General features: G+C 40.4%; 16 protein-coding genes and 1 pseudogene. 8 read left to right on the top strand and 9 right to left on the bottom strand.

The features are described 5' to 3' along the window. Window positions 1–127: 127 nt before the first annotated feature. Window positions 128–592, top strand: coding sequence for a hypothetical protein (locus CQA63_RS05445; protein WP_115511836.1), 465 nt, complete (start codon window positions 128–130; stop codon window positions 590–592). Further along, on the top strand, window positions 561–803 hold the full coding sequence (locus tag CQA63_RS09470; RefSeq protein WP_147288735.1) for a hypothetical protein: 243 nt from the start codon (window positions 561–563) through the stop codon (window positions 801–803). The genes CQA63_RS05445 and CQA63_RS09470 overlap by 32 nt, the downstream gene beginning before the upstream one ends. Window positions 804–835: 32 nt before the next feature. On the opposite strand, the pseudogene CQA63_RS10555 reads toward CQA63_RS09470, so the two are convergent. The 3 genes and pseudogenes from CQA63_RS10555 to CQA63_RS05430 form a co-directional block, all read right to left on the bottom strand. Then, window positions 836–1,531: pseudogene (locus CQA63_RS10555) on the bottom strand (methyl-accepting chemotaxis protein); the annotation flags it as partial. 626 nt (window positions 1,532–2,157) lie between these two features. Next, window positions 2,158–2,652, bottom strand: a complete 495-nt coding sequence (locus tag CQA63_RS05435) for a PAS domain-containing protein (RefSeq protein WP_104700168.1) — start codon at window positions 2,650–2,652, stop codon at window positions 2,158–2,160. Window positions 2,653–2,771: 119 nt separating this feature from the next. Further along, window positions 2,772–3,704 (bottom strand): D-2-hydroxyacid dehydrogenase, encoded by a 933-nt coding sequence (locus CQA63_RS05430; protein WP_104700167.1) that lies wholly within the window; start codon window positions 3,702–3,704, stop codon window positions 2,772–2,774. 76 nt (window positions 3,705–3,780) lie between these two features. On the opposite strand from CQA63_RS05430, the gene argB reads away from it, so the two are divergent. The 3 genes from argB to CQA63_RS09465 all read left to right on the top strand — a co-directional run bounded on the left by argB (window position 3,781) and on the right by CQA63_RS09465 (window position 5,487). Next, complete coding sequence (gene argB, locus CQA63_RS05425; protein WP_104700166.1) at window positions 3,781–4,638, top strand: acetylglutamate kinase; 858 nt, start codon at window positions 3,781–3,783, stop codon at window positions 4,636–4,638. Further along, window positions 4,635–5,090 (top strand): hypothetical protein, encoded by a 456-nt coding sequence (locus CQA63_RS05420; RefSeq protein WP_104700165.1) that lies wholly within the window; start codon window positions 4,635–4,637, stop codon window positions 5,088–5,090. The genes argB and CQA63_RS05420 overlap by 4 nt, the downstream gene beginning before the upstream one ends. Window positions 5,091–5,211: 121 nt before the next feature. Continuing rightward, on the top strand, window positions 5,212–5,487 hold the full coding sequence (locus CQA63_RS09465) for a hypothetical protein (RefSeq protein WP_147288734.1): 276 nt from the start codon (window positions 5,212–5,214) through the stop codon (window positions 5,485–5,487). Window positions 5,488–5,590: 103 nt separating this feature from the next. On the opposite strand, the gene CQA63_RS05415 is transcribed toward CQA63_RS09465, so the two are convergent. Genes CQA63_RS05415 through tig form a run of 6 tightly spaced genes read right to left on the bottom strand, consistent with a single transcriptional unit; the run spans window position 5,591 to window position 11,022 of the window. After that, entirely contained in the window at window positions 5,591–5,869 is a 279-nt protein-coding gene (locus CQA63_RS05415; protein ID WP_104700164.1) for a metal-sensing transcriptional repressor, read from the bottom strand. Between the two features lie 17 nt (window positions 5,870–5,886). Then, entirely contained in the window at window positions 5,887–7,410 is a 1,524-nt protein-coding gene (locus CQA63_RS05410) for a YifB family Mg chelatase-like AAA ATPase (protein ID WP_104700163.1), read from the bottom strand. Window position 7,411: 1 nt separating this feature from the next. Beyond that, on the bottom strand, window positions 7,412–7,933 hold the full coding sequence (gene def / locus CQA63_RS05405; protein WP_104700173.1) for a peptide deformylase: 522 nt from the start codon (window positions 7,931–7,933) through the stop codon (window positions 7,412–7,414). Then, on the bottom strand, window positions 7,902–9,050 hold the full coding sequence (locus tag CQA63_RS05400) for a GGDEF domain-containing protein (RefSeq protein ID WP_104700162.1): 1,149 nt from the start codon (window positions 9,048–9,050) through the stop codon (window positions 7,902–7,904). The genes def and CQA63_RS05400 overlap by 32 nt, the downstream gene beginning before the upstream one ends. Before the next feature lie 40 nt (window positions 9,051–9,090). Continuing rightward, on the bottom strand, window positions 9,091–9,681 hold the full coding sequence (clpP, locus tag CQA63_RS05395) for an ATP-dependent Clp endopeptidase proteolytic subunit ClpP (protein ID WP_104700161.1): 591 nt from the start codon (window positions 9,679–9,681) through the stop codon (window positions 9,091–9,093). Next, on the bottom strand, window positions 9,682–11,022 hold the full coding sequence (gene tig, locus CQA63_RS05390; protein WP_104700160.1) for a trigger factor: 1,341 nt from the start codon (window positions 11,020–11,022) through the stop codon (window positions 9,682–9,684). Between the two features lie 73 nt (window positions 11,023–11,095). On the opposite strand from tig, the gene fliI reads away from it, so the two are divergent. The 3 genes from fliI (at window position 11,096) to CQA63_RS05375 (ending at window position 14,749) form a co-directional block, all read left to right on the top strand. Further along, window positions 11,096–12,472 (top strand): flagellar protein export ATPase FliI, encoded by a 1,377-nt coding sequence (gene fliI, locus CQA63_RS05385; protein WP_104700159.1) that lies wholly within the window; start codon window positions 11,096–11,098, stop codon window positions 12,470–12,472. Window positions 12,473–12,580: 108 nt separating this feature from the next. Continuing rightward, window positions 12,581–13,747 carry a NifS family cysteine desulfurase gene (locus tag CQA63_RS05380; protein WP_104700158.1) on the top strand — a complete coding sequence of 389 codons (1,167 nt, stop codon included), beginning with the start codon at window positions 12,581–12,583 and terminating at the stop codon, window positions 13,745–13,747. A 21-nt stretch (window positions 13,748–13,768) separates the two neighbouring features. Continuing rightward, window positions 13,769–14,749, top strand: a complete 981-nt coding sequence (locus CQA63_RS05375; RefSeq protein WP_104700157.1) for an iron-sulfur cluster assembly scaffold protein — start codon at window positions 13,769–13,771, stop codon at window positions 14,747–14,749. Window positions 14,750–14,831: the final 82 nt, after the last annotated feature.

The raw sequence follows: 14,831 nt of genomic DNA, 5'->3' as shown, positions 1-14,831 counted from the left end.
ACCAACAAAGCCATATGCTCTCTTTACGTTATGCGATATGGTTTTAGGGGTGAGTAAGTAAGGATGGGGAAATGAAACACACTTGGTTAGTTTGTCAGCTCTATAGCCCCCAATAAAGGGTGAAGCATTGCTGTTAGATTTGCTAGCAACTCCGTTACTTTGTCATTCTGAGCCTTTAGGCGAAGAATCTCTCTTATCTACTAAAGACTCTCTTTCAAAAACACCAAAAGGCACGACTAGTGATTCGGACAGAGATTCTTCACCCCTTGCAGGGGTTCAGAATGACAACTTAAGAGAGCCTCTAATATATAAGAGAGATTCTTCGCTTGATTCTCAAGCTCAGAATGACAACAAGTCTGACCCGCAAGACAAAATTACCTTGCAAGGGAAATTAGTTTGTCATTCTGAGCATTATGGAGAATCGCTTCACAAAGCCACTAGACAATCCCAATCCTATTGTCATTCTGAGCGAAGCACGAAGTGCGACCGAAGAATCTCTCTTATCTACCAGAGACTCTTTAAAGGAATCACTAGAAAGTCAGTTACTAAAGGGCGAAGAATTGCTTTCAAAAACACCAAAAAACACGACTAGTGATTCTTGCAGAGATTCTTCACCCCTTGCAGGGGTTCAGAATGACAACTTAAGAGAGTCTCTAATATATCAAAGAGATTCTTCGGCTTTGCAAAGCCTAAGACATGCCAAACTTTATATCCTTACAGAGAATAGACTTAGCCACACGCAGGGGAAACTTACCCCGCATAATAACCCCACACACTCCAATACAAGGAGGAGCGTATGCTAAAAGCTAAAGGCTTATTACTTCCCTCTTTTACTCTACTCCCATGTTTTTGCAAGTTTATCAATGCGTTCAAAGAGCACATCACTTGCACCTTCCATTGCCTCAAAATGTGATAAAACCTCCGGAGAGCAACTTCTATCATTGCAAGCAAAGGCATTTTCTACGCCGGCTTTTGCAGATTCTACAAGCTCATTATGAGAGCTAACGATATTCTCTAGCTCTTTAGTTCCGCCATAATGCACCTCGCCTCTTGTCTCTAGCCAATTTTGAAAAATCGCTGATATTTCATTGGTTAAATCTTTAGAATCTACCTTTTTTAAGACATTATCATAGGCATCAGTTTTGAAAATAATATGATCAAGCATAAGGATATTGCCATTTAAGCGCGAGCTGATCGTTTTAGTGGATTTATCAATTTGCACAGAATATGAGTTAATTTGCTTAAATGTATCTTCAAAAGCATTCATTGTGCTGCCAAATTCGCTCATTTGCTCTAGCATTTTTTGAGAATTTTCATATATCTCATTTGTAGCTTGCTGAAAGAGATTAATTTGCGTCCATATATCCTTAGTAGAATGCTGCGTTTTCTCCGCCAATTTTCTTACCTCATCTGCCACTACCGCAAATCCCCTGCCATGCTCTCCTGCGCGTGCGGCTTCAATAGCGGCATTAAGGGCTAGAAGGTTAGTTTGGTCTGCTATATCATTTATCACATCAATAATAGAATTTATCTCCGCAGAGCGTTCGCTTAAGCCTCCTACGGCGTCATTATTCACAGAAATAAGCTCTCTTGCTGATTCAAGCATTGACATAGAGGTGGCAATTTTGTTGTAACTATTTTGAGAATGCTCAACCATAGATGAAATTTTGCTTGAAATATCGCTTAAACGTGAAAGGCTCTCATGGAAGCTTTTTTGTATAAATTTTTGTTGCTTGGAGCCTCCATTGATATTCCCTAATGCTAAGGTAAGCCCCCTATTTGCCCCGAGTGTCATCGCTTCTTTAATAGCACTCACATTATTATCAATATATTTTCCCACCACTTGCAAATTTGGCAAAATCCCATCGGTTAAAAATGGTCTAAAAGTCTCTGCTTGTTGGGACTTTTGTATCACATTATTATTTTCTCTAATAAATGTCTCTAAATTATCAAGCAATTCATTCACACCCCTAGCCACAACGCACATTTCAGAATTGCCAAGATTGGTGATACGTGCCTCAAAATTCCCACGTAAAACTTCATTGATTAAATGATGTACTTTAGCTATAAGCTCATATTCACGCCCAATTTTTATCTTTATAAACACGATATATGCAATCAACGCTACGATTATTATGCCTAAAATTATTGCTATCATCATTCACCCCCTACTTGAGCATGTAAAATAAAATTGTCATAACTTTGCTTCAAGTCTGCAAAAAACTTATGAAAAAATGCCAAGCCACTCTCTATGCCACCTTGCTTTTCTGCTTCTTGTATCTTGGCATAGAGCTCTATAGCCAAGCTTACGCCTTTGGGGTTTGGCTTCCTCCGCACGGAGTAATACCCTATGACTTTGCCTGCCGTATCAAGTGATGGCGTTACATTGGCAAAAACCCAATAATACCCTCCGTCTTTTGCAAGATTCTTAACATATACATTGACTTCCTTTTTCTGGGCGATTTCCCTCCAAAGATAGGCAAAAATACTTCGTGGCATATCTTTATGACGCACGATATTATGAGGCTTGCCTAAAAGTTCATTCTCGCTAAAGCCGGAAATATCAATAAACGCCTGATTGCAATATGTTATCCTCCCTCTTGTGTCGGTTTTAGATACTAAAAATCCATTTACTTTCTTTTCTTCACTCATTTAACCTCCTTTAGAATGAATTAACTGCCTGTGCTTTATAGCATAGCACAAGTTTGTATATTATTGATTTTTTCTTTTAATAAAAATTATTATTTATGGATTCACACTCCATATAAGCACTATAGCTTCTCTTTAAAGCTGGCTATATTATGCGCAGTTTGCTCTAAAAGCCGCTTTCTGGCTTGGTCATACGCCCAAGCGACATGAGGGGTAAGAAGTAGCTTATGCGCAATAGCCTTATCTAAAAACACATGCTTAGCTCTCATAGGTTCAACTTCAAGCACATCTGCACCAAAATACATATCTTTGGTTTTTAAAAGTTCTGCTATATCCTCTTCATTCACAATCCCGCCACGACCGACATTAATAAGCAATGCCCCATCTTTAATCAGCCCTAAATTGCTGCGATTAAGGAGATTTTTTGTCTGGGCATTAAGCGGGGCATGGATAGAGATAATATCACTACTTGATAACAAACTCTCCAAATCTTTACGCATATACTCACTTTGATTATTTTGCCCACTTGTGGAGTAATAACTCACATTTGCCCCAAAGCACTTTGCAAGCTCTCCCACGCGCTTGCCAATAGCCCCAAAGCCAATAATCCCCCACTCTAAACCCTTAAGCTCCCTTAGTCCGCCATTGATATGCACAAAAATTTCACTCTTACACCACGCGCCACTTTTACAATACTCATCATAATACCCAAGCCTTGATAAAAAGTATAGCACCATACTTAAAGTATGCTGTGCTACAGAATCTGTAGAATACCCCGCGACATTTTTCACTTCAATGCCTTTTTGCGCTGCATATTCTAAATCTACATTATTCATACCTGTAGCAGTAATGCAAATTAACTTTAACTTCGGCAGTTGGGAGAGAATCTCTCTATCAAGCACAACCTTATTGGTAAGCACAATCTCTGCATCTTCGCACCGAGTAAGCGCTTCATTAGGGCGAGTAAAGCCATAAGAGACCACCTCGCCTAATGATTCTATAACGCTTAAATCACAATCCCCTAAAGTATCTGCATCTAAAATGACTATTTTCATATACGCTCCTTTTATGTAAGCATTTTAGTATATATTGATATATAATAGCAATTCATCTTTCAATAGGAGCATCTTTATGCAAAAAAATGCGAGAGTTGTGAAAATATTACTAGATTCTCTCCCATTTATTAGAATCTTTCGCGGTAAAATCATCGTAATCAAATATGGTGGGGCAGCTCAAAGTAGCTTAGAGTTAAAGGAAAAATTCGCCCTTGATATTGTGATGATGTATATGCTAGGCTTAAAGCCTGTAATTGTGCATGGCGGGGGGAAGCGCATTAATGAAATGCTTGAGATAATGGGCATACAAAGCCACTTTGTAAATGGCTATCGCGTTACTTGTGCAGATTCTATGCGCGTGGTTGAAATGGTGCTAAGCGGGGAGATTAATAAAGAGCTCAGTGCGTTTTTGAACTTCCATGGGGCAAAGGCTGTGGGTATGAGCGGTAAAGATGCGCACTTACTTCAAGCAAAGGCAAAAGATAATGGCGCATTGGGCTACACGGGGGAGATTACGCAGGTCAATCCTGAATTTTTACTCCAAGTGATTGAAGATGGCTTTGTACCTGTGATAGCACCTATAGCCACCGGTGAAGGGGCTGGGCATTTGGGATATAACATTAATGCAGATATTGCCGCATGCCATATCGCCAAAGCACTCAAAGCACAAAAAATCATCTTCCTAAGCGACATTACCGGTGTGCTTAATGCCAACAAAGAGCTTATCTCCTCCCTCACGCCCTCAAGTATTAAAGAGCTTGAAGCAGAGGGGGTGATTAGCGGAGGTATGATACCCAAACTCCAAGCCTGCATAGATTGCGTGCAAAATGGCGTAGAAAAAGCCCATATTATTGATGGGCGCGTAGAGCATTCACTCCTTTTAGAGCTTTTTACCTCACAAGGCATTGGCACAGAAATTTGTGATGACAAATGAAGTTAGAATCATACCACTATAGCCCACTAAAGCGTCTGTGGCTAAAGCTAGAAGCCCGCTCAAGTGATAAAAATACAGAAAACATTGCAAGTATCACTCCCGTGCTACTCTTTATGCAAAAAGACCATATAGAAAGCCTGCTTGATGAGCTCCCAAAGATCCTCACGCCTTATCTTAAGCCCCATCTCATTCAAAGTGTATTTAACTACTCCGTGCTGAAATTAAAAAAATACTCCAAAGATGAGCAACTCTTTATCCAAGAGAGGCACAAAGCCCTAGAGTGCATTGCTACAAATATCCAACTCTATGGGCTTGTAATCGATTTGCTAAAAGATGAATCACAAGATAGCAAAGATATGATAGAGCAAATTGTGCGTAAAAAATATGACAAAGACTATCAATTAAGTAAAGAAAATCTCCGCCTTTTAACCTACCAAGAAAAATACTTATAAGCTTATCCCCTGCTTGCCTTTAATGCCTCTCTCCCTTGCCTTAAGGTAAATCAAAGAATTACTGCAAGAATTCGCTAATCTATTAAGCAAAGGGCGAGCACACGCGCGGTTATAAGCGGATTTGCTTTCAAAAACACCAAAAAGCACGACTAGTGATTCGGACAGAGATTCTTCGGTCGTTTCACTCCCTCAGAATGACAAACTTAGCCACCCGCAAGGGAAATTAGTTTGTCATTCCAAGCATTGTGAAGAAACTTCGCCCGAATCACTAACAACTCCGTTACTTTGTCATTCTGAGGGAGCACAAGGTGCGACCGAAGAATCTCTAAACGAGTCACTAGTCGCCCACAGAGATTCTTCGCTTGATTCTCAAGCTCTAGACATGACAACGGGATAGAATCTGCTAGAAATCCAAGTAGAGATGATTCACCTGCTATGCAGGTTCGTGATGACAAACTCATAGCATTTACTTAGCGATTCTTAAAACCTTTAACTCAAAGCTAACTCATACGAGAAAAGTGCTCTATCGCACGGGCAAGCTCACTTAAAGTCTTATCTATATCATTTGTCTCATCGCATATACTATCACGCACACAATGATTAATATGCCCCTCTAATACAATTTGTCCCACCTTATGCAAGGCACTTTTTGCCGCATTAAGCTGGATAAGCACATCTGTACACGGGGCATTCTCATGTATCATCTTATCAATGCCATTTAGCTGCCCTATGATCTTTTTTAGTCGTTTATGTAAATCTTCTATGGGTTGTTCAGGCATGCTTTTCCTCTCTTTGTTTAGATTCTACGATAACTCAAAGCCTCAAGGATATGGGTTTTGCCTATATCTTCTTTATTTTCTAAATCCGCAATGGTGCGCGCTACCTTTTTGATTTTATTCTGTGCGCGATAAGAGAGGGCAAAGCGCTGGGTAGCTTGGGCTAACAAACCCAAACACTCATCATTAAGCACACAAAATGTAGCAATATCTTTCTCATCAAGCTTGCCATTTAGGACCCTCTGTCCTCTTGCCTTTTGCCGCTCAAAGGCAAGAAATACCATTTTTTGCATACTTTGCGAATCTAAGCCAGCCACCTCCTTATCACTCCCCTCTTCATATTCAGTCATTTTTACAAAAATATCGATTCTATCAAGCAATGGCTCTGAGAGCCGCGCACGATATGTGCTAATCTCCCTATCTTGGCAACGACACTCCTTACTCTTACTAAAGAGATTCCCACATGGGCATGGATTAAGCGCAGCTATAAACATAAAATTTGTATCATATTCCAACTTAGAATGCACGCGGGATATAACAAGCTTGTTATTTTCAAGTGGCTCGCGCAACGATTCTAAAATATCTCTCTTAAAATGTGGCAACTCATCAAAAAACAAAATACCATTATGGGCTAATGCAACCTCGCCGGGCTTAACCTCAAATTGTGTAGCTGAACCTAAAATACTTGATTTACTCGCGCTTTGATGAGGATTACGAAACGGACGCAAAGGCGTGTAATGGGTGTTTTGCTTATTTAATGCTTGGTGCTTGACATTCTCTATCATCTCTTGGAGTGAGCTTGGGGGTAAAATATATAAGATTCTCTTAGCAATCATACTTTTACCACAGCCCGGAGAACCCTCCATAATAAAATTATGGAATCCCGCAGCCGCTATAAGGGCTGCCCTTTTTGCGATATTTTGCCCCTTGACTTCTCTAAAATCATCTCTAAAGTCATCATCATAAAAATACCGCTCCCCCGCAATTTCAAGGCTTTTAAAGCCTAAGGAAGATTCTGTACGAGGAGATATATCTAGGGGTGGTGGATTATTGATAATCTCAATAGCTTCTTTTAAATGCCCCACAAAATAAAAGATAAGATTAGGGATAGGACTTAGCAAGGCTTTTGCAGAAGATGGGACAATCACTCTTGCTTGAGGATACAAAAGTGCTATATCAAGCAAAAGCGGATAAATAGAATCAAGATACTTAATACTGCCATCAAGCCCAAGCTCGCCAAAAGCAAACCACTCTTGCTCTTCTTCTGTGTTTTTCTGCAAGGCAAGAGCTATGGGCAAGTCAAAATGCCCGCCACTTTTTGGCAAATCAGAGGGGGAGAGGTTGATATTGATTTTCTTAGCGGTTGGAAGGACTATCTCGCTATTAGCAAGGGCGGACAAAACACGATGTTTAGATTCTTGAATCGAGCTATGGGCAAGTCCTGTGATATTAAATTGCGGCAGGGCGTTAGTAAAAGAGGCTTCTACCTCTATAATTTTCGCACTTGTGCCAAAACTCGTAGCTGTGAGAATGGTATGTGTCATATCAATCCTTGGGGTTTTTGCATTTTTTTAATTCTTTTTCAAACTTTTTACGTCTCAAAATAGGCAGCTTATCGACAAAGAGCACGCCATTTAAATGGTCAATCTCATGCTGAATAGCCACTGCCAAAAACCCATCTGCCTTGAGAATCTTATCATTCCCATAGCGGTCTTTATAGCTGATAGAAACTTTATTAAATCGTTTAATATTCTCATAAAAATCTGGCACAGAAAGGCAGCCCTCCTCCCATTCTATGCTTTCTTCTTGGGTTAAAAAGACAGGGTTAATAATCTCAAGCAAATCTTCTTTATGTTGCAAATTATCCTCTTCTCGCGGAATATTAATAATCAAAATCCGCTTTGCCTCTCCTACTTGGATAGCAGCCAGTCCCACGCCCTTGCGTGCCATCATCGTATCATACATATCATCAAGGAATTGATGAAGCTTCTCATCAAATATTTCAACTACTTTAGACTTTTCCCTCAATTTTGGATTAGGATAAGTCAAAATCGCTAAGGTCGCCAAGGTCATCTCCGGGTATTTCAAAATCATCGCCCTCTTTAGCTTGGGGCTTCTCTTGTGCTGCGGCAAACTGGAGCGATTTGTCTTCTTCAAATGCCTTTTGAAGTTGCTCTTTTGCCTCTTGGAGCATTACATCTGGGGTTTTCTCAATATCAAGCACCACTCCGCCCATTACAATATGTAGCTGCAATTCTGTATCACCGATAAAAATATTCGTGCCTTTGCATTTTTTTATCACTTCTTCACATAAGGCAATCGCCCCCTCTGCTTGCACATTCTTAAGCAATGCCCCAAAGCGCCCGCCTCCTAAATATGAGACAATATCCTTTGAACCGACATTTTTTGATACCACTTTAGCAATATTCTTAAATGCTATTACAAGCTTGCTTTGCTCATTAAGCTGTGAGGCAAGCTCTTTTGCTGGAGCAAAAACCACAAGAGCACAATGTCTAGGGAAGTCTTTACCATTTTTGCACTCAAGCTCAAGGGCGTGAATTAAAAATGAGCGCGTATGAACGCCAAGCGTGGTATCGTATGTAGCACCAGATTTTGCAATAGAAGACTGAGCGTGCATATCGCGGTAAGCGCGGGAGATAATATCAGCTTGCGTTACAAACTCTTTATGAAAGCCTCTTATTTCATTTACAAGCACTTTGAGGGCATTTTGCACGCCTAGGGGATTGGTGATGGTGCTAATTTCAGCAAGACGCTTATTGGTATTACTTTCCATAGCAGACATTTGCTTGCAGAGTGTAAGCAAATGCTCTAAGATATTTCTTAAGGTAGCAAAATTATCATTAAATGCCTTTTCAAGCGCAATCAAACGAGTGTCATTATGAGCGCTATCAACCATTGCTTTTATCTTTTCTCGTATGCCCTCATCTTGCTCTTGAAGTAATGTTTTTTCAAAATAAGCTTCAAAATTTTCAGGCAGGGGGAGAATATCATCTTTCTCAAGTGCCTGCAATGCCTGCTTGGATATGGAACTAAGTTTTTGGGTAGTATCTGTCGCATTTTGAGAGGCGGTGGTTGATTGTTTCTTATTACTTCCCTCTGTGCTCTCAAGATTCCCAAAAAAATCATTATTGCCAATATCTAAGTCTAAGTCACCAAAATCCATGCACATCTCTCCACATATTCATTTATTGTTACTTGTATTATTACTTCAAGCTTTTTGTTAGAATCTCATCAATTAACCCATACGCCTTCGCCTCTTCTCCACTCATAAAAAAGTCCCTATCTGTATCAAGGCTAATTTTCTCTACACTTTGCCCGGTGTTTTCTGCCATAATTTCATTTAGAGTCTTTTTCAAACGCAAAATTTCTTTGGCTTGTATCTCAATATCCGTAGCTTGCCCCTGTGCTCCCCCTAAAGGCTGATGTATCATAATGCGTGAATTTGGCAGGGAAAAACGTTTTCCCTTTGTGCCGGAGCTAAGGAGAAATGCCCCCGCAGACGCAGCCTGCCCTATGCAAATAGTGCTTATATCTGAGCGGATATAATTCATCGTATCATAAATGCTAAAAGCACTTGTAATCACCCCACCGGGGGAATTAATATAAAAGTTAATATCTTTTTCGGGATCCTCAGCTTCTAAAAAAAGGAGTTGTGCCACGATAGAAGAAGCCACATGGTCATTAATCTCACCGCTTAGCAAAATAATGCGGTCTTTGAGCAAACGCGAATAAATATCATAGCTACGTTCGCCCCTCCCCGTGCGCTCAATAACATAAGGAATATAGCTACTCATTTATGCCTCCTTGGAAGATTTGCTACTAGGTTTCTCTTTTACATTTTTAGAAGCCTCAAACTTTTGATCAAGCAAATACTGCAATACCCTATCTTCAATCATAGTCATTTTAATAGCAGGGAGAAGATTGTTCTTTTGATAATGCTCCAAAATAGCACGTGGGTCTTGCCCCATCATCATAGATTCATAATAAATAGTCTGCAAGACTTCATTATCATCAATTTTAATATTGTATTTTTTCGCCAAAGCGTCCATAATAAATGTAATTTGCACACTTCTTTGGGCTTCATTTCGTTGCAATTCACGCTGCTTTTTTGCCTCATCTTGATTGTCTTTTAGCTTTTCAAACTCCTCTGGTGCGAGTTTAGTTAGGGCATTTCTAAATAAAATATCCATTTCTTGCTCTACAATGAGTTCAGGCAAGTCAAAGCACACATTGCTAAGTAATGTCTCTATAAGCTTTTCTTTTAATTCCTTATTATAAAGCTCATTTTTCTGCTCCATTTCAAGCTGGGCTTTTGTCATATCTTTTAGCGTTTGAAGAGTGGCTTCTTCCCCTGCTACACTCTTTGCAAACGCATCATCTATCACCGGTATATCTCTTTTTAAAATCTTATGCAAACTCACATCAAAGCTCGCCTCTTTCCCCGCTAAATGTGGGGCTTGATAATCTGTAGGGAAAGTTACTTTAATGGTTCTTTTCTCGCCTTTTTTCATACCAATAAGCGCATCTTCAAAGCCGGGGATAAATTGATTTGAGCCAATAAGTAAATTAAAGTTCTCGCCCTTGCCTCCCTCAAATGCCTTGCCTTCAATGAAACCTTCGAAGTCAATATTTGCGGTATCATCTTTTTGCAAAGCTCTATCTTCTGTAATCTCACTTAAGTTTGCGCGGTTTTTAGCCATTTCTTCCAAACGTTTATCAATTTGAGCTTTCGTAATGTTTTTAAGCTTCACTTCTGGGACATATTCTTCGACTTTATCAAGCACAAATGATGGCGTAATGCTCACTTTAATTTCAAGCTCAATTTTATCATCAAGCTTGTCAAATTTGACAATCATCGGACTACCAATAAGCTCATTTGGGGCAATACCCAATTCCTTTAATGCCAATTGCAGTAAATCCTCTATCGCCTCTTGTTGTGCGTCTTGCTCGACTTGCTCTTTATATCGTGTTTTAATCACCTGCGTGGGGACCTTGCCTTTTCTAAAACCATCGATCTTCGCACTCTTGGCAATTTTTTTAATAACCTTATCAATCTTCTCTTGGAGTGTTTTGAGTGTAATATGACCACTAATGCTTGCATTAGCGTTGTCTGTGCGTTTTGTCGTGAAATTCATGGCGTTCCTTAATGAAATAAAAAAGTATAATTGGGTATTCTATAATAAAAAATCTTAAAAGTAGGTTTCATATATGCCATTATCCCAAATCAAGCAAAAACTTCAAAATAATATCAACCTCTCCCCAAGCTATGGACTTCTCACTAAAGTTATGCAAAATATGCTTGTGGCAAATGGCGTGAAGCCCTCTGTGGGCGATATTGTGAAAATCCTCCCCCAGCACACTCCCCCCTCAAACACACAAAACACACAAGAATATATCCCTATAGATGATGAAATGCCCCTATCATGCCAGCCTGTGCAAAGTTTAGGTATGGTCATAGGCATTGAGGGGGAGCATTTTTTTATTAGCCCTTTCTCGTTCGTAGAGGGGCATAAATGTGGCGATAGGGTGGAGATTCTTAATCGTGGCTTGCAAATCCCCATAGGAGAGGCAATGCTTGGACGAGTAATCAATCCACTAGGTAAGCCTATTGATAATCAAGGTGAAATCAAGGCTGATACAAATATATCGCTTATGCGCCCTCCTATAGATGCACTCAAACGTGGCTTAATTAATGAAGTATTTGAAGTGGGAGTGAAGTCTATTGATGGCATTCTCACTTGTGGTAAAGGGCAGAAAATGGGTATCTTTGCTGGTTCTGGCGTGGGGAAATCTACCCTTATGGGTATGATCGTGCGTGGCTCAAAAGCACCTATTAAGGTGATAGCCCTTATTGGGGAGAGAGGGAGGGAAGTGCCTGAATTTATACATAAAAATCTCAATGATGATCTCACAAACACTATTCTTGTCGTAGCTACCAGTGATGACTCCCCGCTTATGCGTAAATATGGCGCTTTTAGCGCAATGGCTATTGCAGAGCATTTTAAATCACGTGGCAATGATGTGCTTTTTATTATGGATTCTATTACACGTTTTGCTATGGCTCAGCGAGAAATAGGCTTAGCCTTAGGGGAGCCGCCCACAAGCAAGGGCTACCCTCCCTCTACGCTTACTTTGCTTCCCCAACTCATGGAACGTGCCGGTAAAGAAGATGGTATTGGCTCAATTACTGCTTTTTTCACCGTACTTGTGGAGGGGGATGACTTAAGCGACCCGATTGCAGACCAAAGCCGCTCTATCCTTGATGGGCATATCGTGCTTAATCGTGAGCTTACTGATATGGGCATTTACCCACCTATTAATATCCTAAGCTCTGCCTCACGGATTATGAATGATATTATCACACCGGAGCATCTCCAAGCTGTACGCAAATTTCGGCGATTGTATTCGCTTATTAAAGAAAATGAAGTCCTTGTGCGTATTGGGGCGTATCAAAAGGGCACAGACCCAGAGCTTGATGAAGCCATTACCAAACGTCCGCTTATGGAAGCATTTTTAAAACAAGAGCTAGATGAGGTATGCACATTTGAAACTTCATTGCAAGAACTTTTGGGCATTATGAGCTAATAGAATCTATTATTAACCATAATATGATAGATTCTAGCGCTTTTGCAGTAAAGTTAAAATAAATTTTACTTTTTATCAAATCAAACACAAAACAGAGGAGCTTAACGTATGAAAAGAGTGTATCTTGATAATAATGCGACGACCATGCTCGACCCAAGCATAAAGCCGCTTATGGACCCATATTTTTGTGAAAAATTTGGGAATCCAAATAGCCTACATAAATATGGCACACAAACCCACCCCGCTATCACACAAGCCATAAATCACCTCTATGAGGGCATTAATGCCAATGATAGTGATGATGTCATCATCACCAGTTGTGCTACAGAGTCAAATAATTGGGTTATTAAAGGCATATATTTTGATGAAATACAAAAAAAAGGCAAAAAACATATCGTTACTACCGAGGTAGAGCACCCGGCAGTGAGGGCTACCTGCGCGTTTTTAGAAACACTTGGCGTAGAAGTTACTTATCTGCCTATTAACCAAGAAGGCACTATTACTGCCCAGCAAGTCCAAGACGCGCTTAGAGATGATACAGCCCTTGTAAGTATTATGTGGGCAAATAATGAAACAGGACTTATCTTCCCCATTGAAGAGATAGGCGCACTTTGTAAAAAGCATAATGTACTCTTCCACACAGATGCTGTACAAGCTATTGGTAAAATTCCCGTAGATGTGCAAAAAGCACAAGTGGATTTCCTTAGCTTTAGTGCGCATAAATTCCATGGTCCTAAAGGCATAGGTGGATTATATATCCGCAAGGGCGTAGAGCTTACACCCCTTTTACACGGGGGCGAGCATATGAGAGGGAGACGTTCGGGCACACTCAATGTCCCCTATATCATAGGTATGGGAGAAGCCATGCGATTAGCGCATCAATATCTTGATTATGAGCTTACAGAAGTGCGACGTATGCGCGATAAGCTTGAAGATGCTCTCCTTGCGATCCCTGATGTGTTTGTTGTGGGTACAAGAGAGCATCGCGTGCCTAATACAACACTCATTAGCGTGCGAGGCATTGAAGGTGAGGCTATGCTATGGGATTTAAACAAAGCAGGCATTGCCGCTTCTACAGGTAGTGCTTGTGCAAGTGAAGATTTAGAGGCAAACCCCGTTATGGTAGCAATCGGTGCAGATAAGGAATTAGCCCATACGGCTATTAGAATCTCACTTAGCAGATTCACTACCAATGAAGAGATTGACTACACTATAGATGTATTTAAAAAAGCCGTAGAACGATTGCGAGCAATCTCAAGTTCATATAATTCATAAACTAACAACAAAGGAAAGAAAATGGCAAAGAATGACTTAATCGGTGGCGCACTTTGGGACGCCTACTCAAATAAAGTAAGTGAGAGAATGGACAACCCCACACATTTAGGGGTTTTGACACAAAAAGACGCAGACCAAAGAGGCGCGAAACTTATTGTCGCTGATTATGGTGCAGAATCATGCGGGGACGCTGTGCGCTTGTATTGGCTAGTTGATAAAGATGATAGAATCATTGATGCTAAATTTAAAAGCTTTGGCTGCGGTACGGCTATAGCAAGTAGTGATATGATGGTAGAGCTTTGCCTTGGTAAAAAGGTGCAAGATGCAGTAAAGATTACAAACCTTGATGTCGAGCATGCCTTGCGTGATGACCCCGATACCCCTGCTGTACCGGGGCAGAAAATGCACTGCTCGGTTATGGCGTATGATGTCATTAAAAAGGCTGCGGGGATTTATTTAGGGAAAAATGCAGAAGATTTCGAAGATGAAATTATCGTATGTGAATGTGCGAGAGTAAGCCTCTCTACGATTAAGGAAGTTATCAAACTCAATGACTTAAAAAGCGTAGAAGAAATCACCAATTACACAAAAGCAGGGGCATTCTGTAAAAGCTGCGTAAAACCCGGTGGGCATGAGAAGAGAGAATATTATTTGGTAGATATTCTCACAGAAGTACGCCAGCAAATGGAGAGTGAAACCCTCAAAAATGTAGCACAAAAAAGTGAGGCAGGGAATCTAGCATTTAAAGAAATGACTATGGTACAAAAGGTCAAAAGCATTGATAAGATTATTGATGAGCACATTCGCCCTATGCTGATGATGGATGGAGGCGATATGGAGATACTTGATATTAAAGACACAAGTGATGGCTTTATTGATGTATATATCCGCTATCTTGGTGCGTGCAGTGGCTGTGCGAGTGGCGCTACAGGGACACTCTATGCTATTGAATCCATCTTGCAAGAGCAGCTTGATTCTCATATAAGAGTGCTCCCTATATAATGAGTTTTTTACAATCTTCTCACATATTCTTACGCGCCCAAAGCAAGTTGGCTACATTACAAGAGGAGTTCAAACTTTGTCT

The sequence above is a fragment of the Helicobacter marmotae genome, from assembly GCF_003364255.1.
GTDB classification, from domain to species: domain Bacteria; phylum Campylobacterota; class Campylobacteria; order Campylobacterales; family Helicobacteraceae; genus Helicobacter_C; species Helicobacter_C marmotae.
This window is presented reverse-complemented; position numbering and strand designations above follow the sequence as displayed.

Excerpts from the sequence above, each read along its gene's own strand:
- CQA63_RS05380 (WP_104700158.1), top strand. The coding sequence starts at position 12,581 with ATGAAAAGAGTGTATCTTGATAATAATGCGACGACCATGCTCGACCCA.
- CQA63_RS05435 (WP_104700168.1), bottom strand. The coding sequence starts at position 2,652 with ATGAGTGAAGAAAAGAAAGTAAATGGATTTTTAGTATCTAAAACCGAC.
- tig (WP_104700160.1), bottom strand. The coding sequence starts at position 11,022 with ATGAATTTCACGACAAAACGCACAGACAACGCTAATGCAAGCATTAGT.
- CQA63_RS05375 (WP_104700157.1), top strand. The coding sequence starts at position 13,769 with ATGGCAAAGAATGACTTAATCGGTGGCGCACTTTGGGACGCCTACTCA.
- CQA63_RS05410 (WP_104700163.1), bottom strand. The coding sequence starts at position 7,410 with ATGACACATACCATTCTCACAGCTACGAGTTTTGGCACAAGTGCGAAA.
- CQA63_RS05400 (WP_104700162.1), bottom strand. The coding sequence starts at position 9,050 with ATGGATTTTGGTGACTTAGACTTAGATATTGGCAATAATGATTTTTTT.
- argB (WP_104700166.1), top strand. The coding sequence starts at position 3,781 with ATGCAAAAAAATGCGAGAGTTGTGAAAATATTACTAGATTCTCTCCCA.
- fliI (WP_104700159.1), top strand. The coding sequence starts at position 11,096 with ATGCCATTATCCCAAATCAAGCAAAAACTTCAAAATAATATCAACCTC.
- clpP (WP_104700161.1), bottom strand. The coding sequence starts at position 9,681 with ATGAGTAGCTATATTCCTTATGTTATTGAGCGCACGGGGAGGGGCGAA.
- CQA63_RS05430 (WP_104700167.1), bottom strand. The coding sequence starts at position 3,704 with ATGAAAATAGTCATTTTAGATGCAGATACTTTAGGGGATTGTGATTTA.
- CQA63_RS05420 (WP_104700165.1), top strand. The coding sequence starts at position 4,635 with ATGAAGTTAGAATCATACCACTATAGCCCACTAAAGCGTCTGTGGCTA.
- CQA63_RS05415 (WP_104700164.1), bottom strand. The coding sequence starts at position 5,869 with ATGCCTGAACAACCCATAGAAGATTTACATAAACGACTAAAAAAGATC.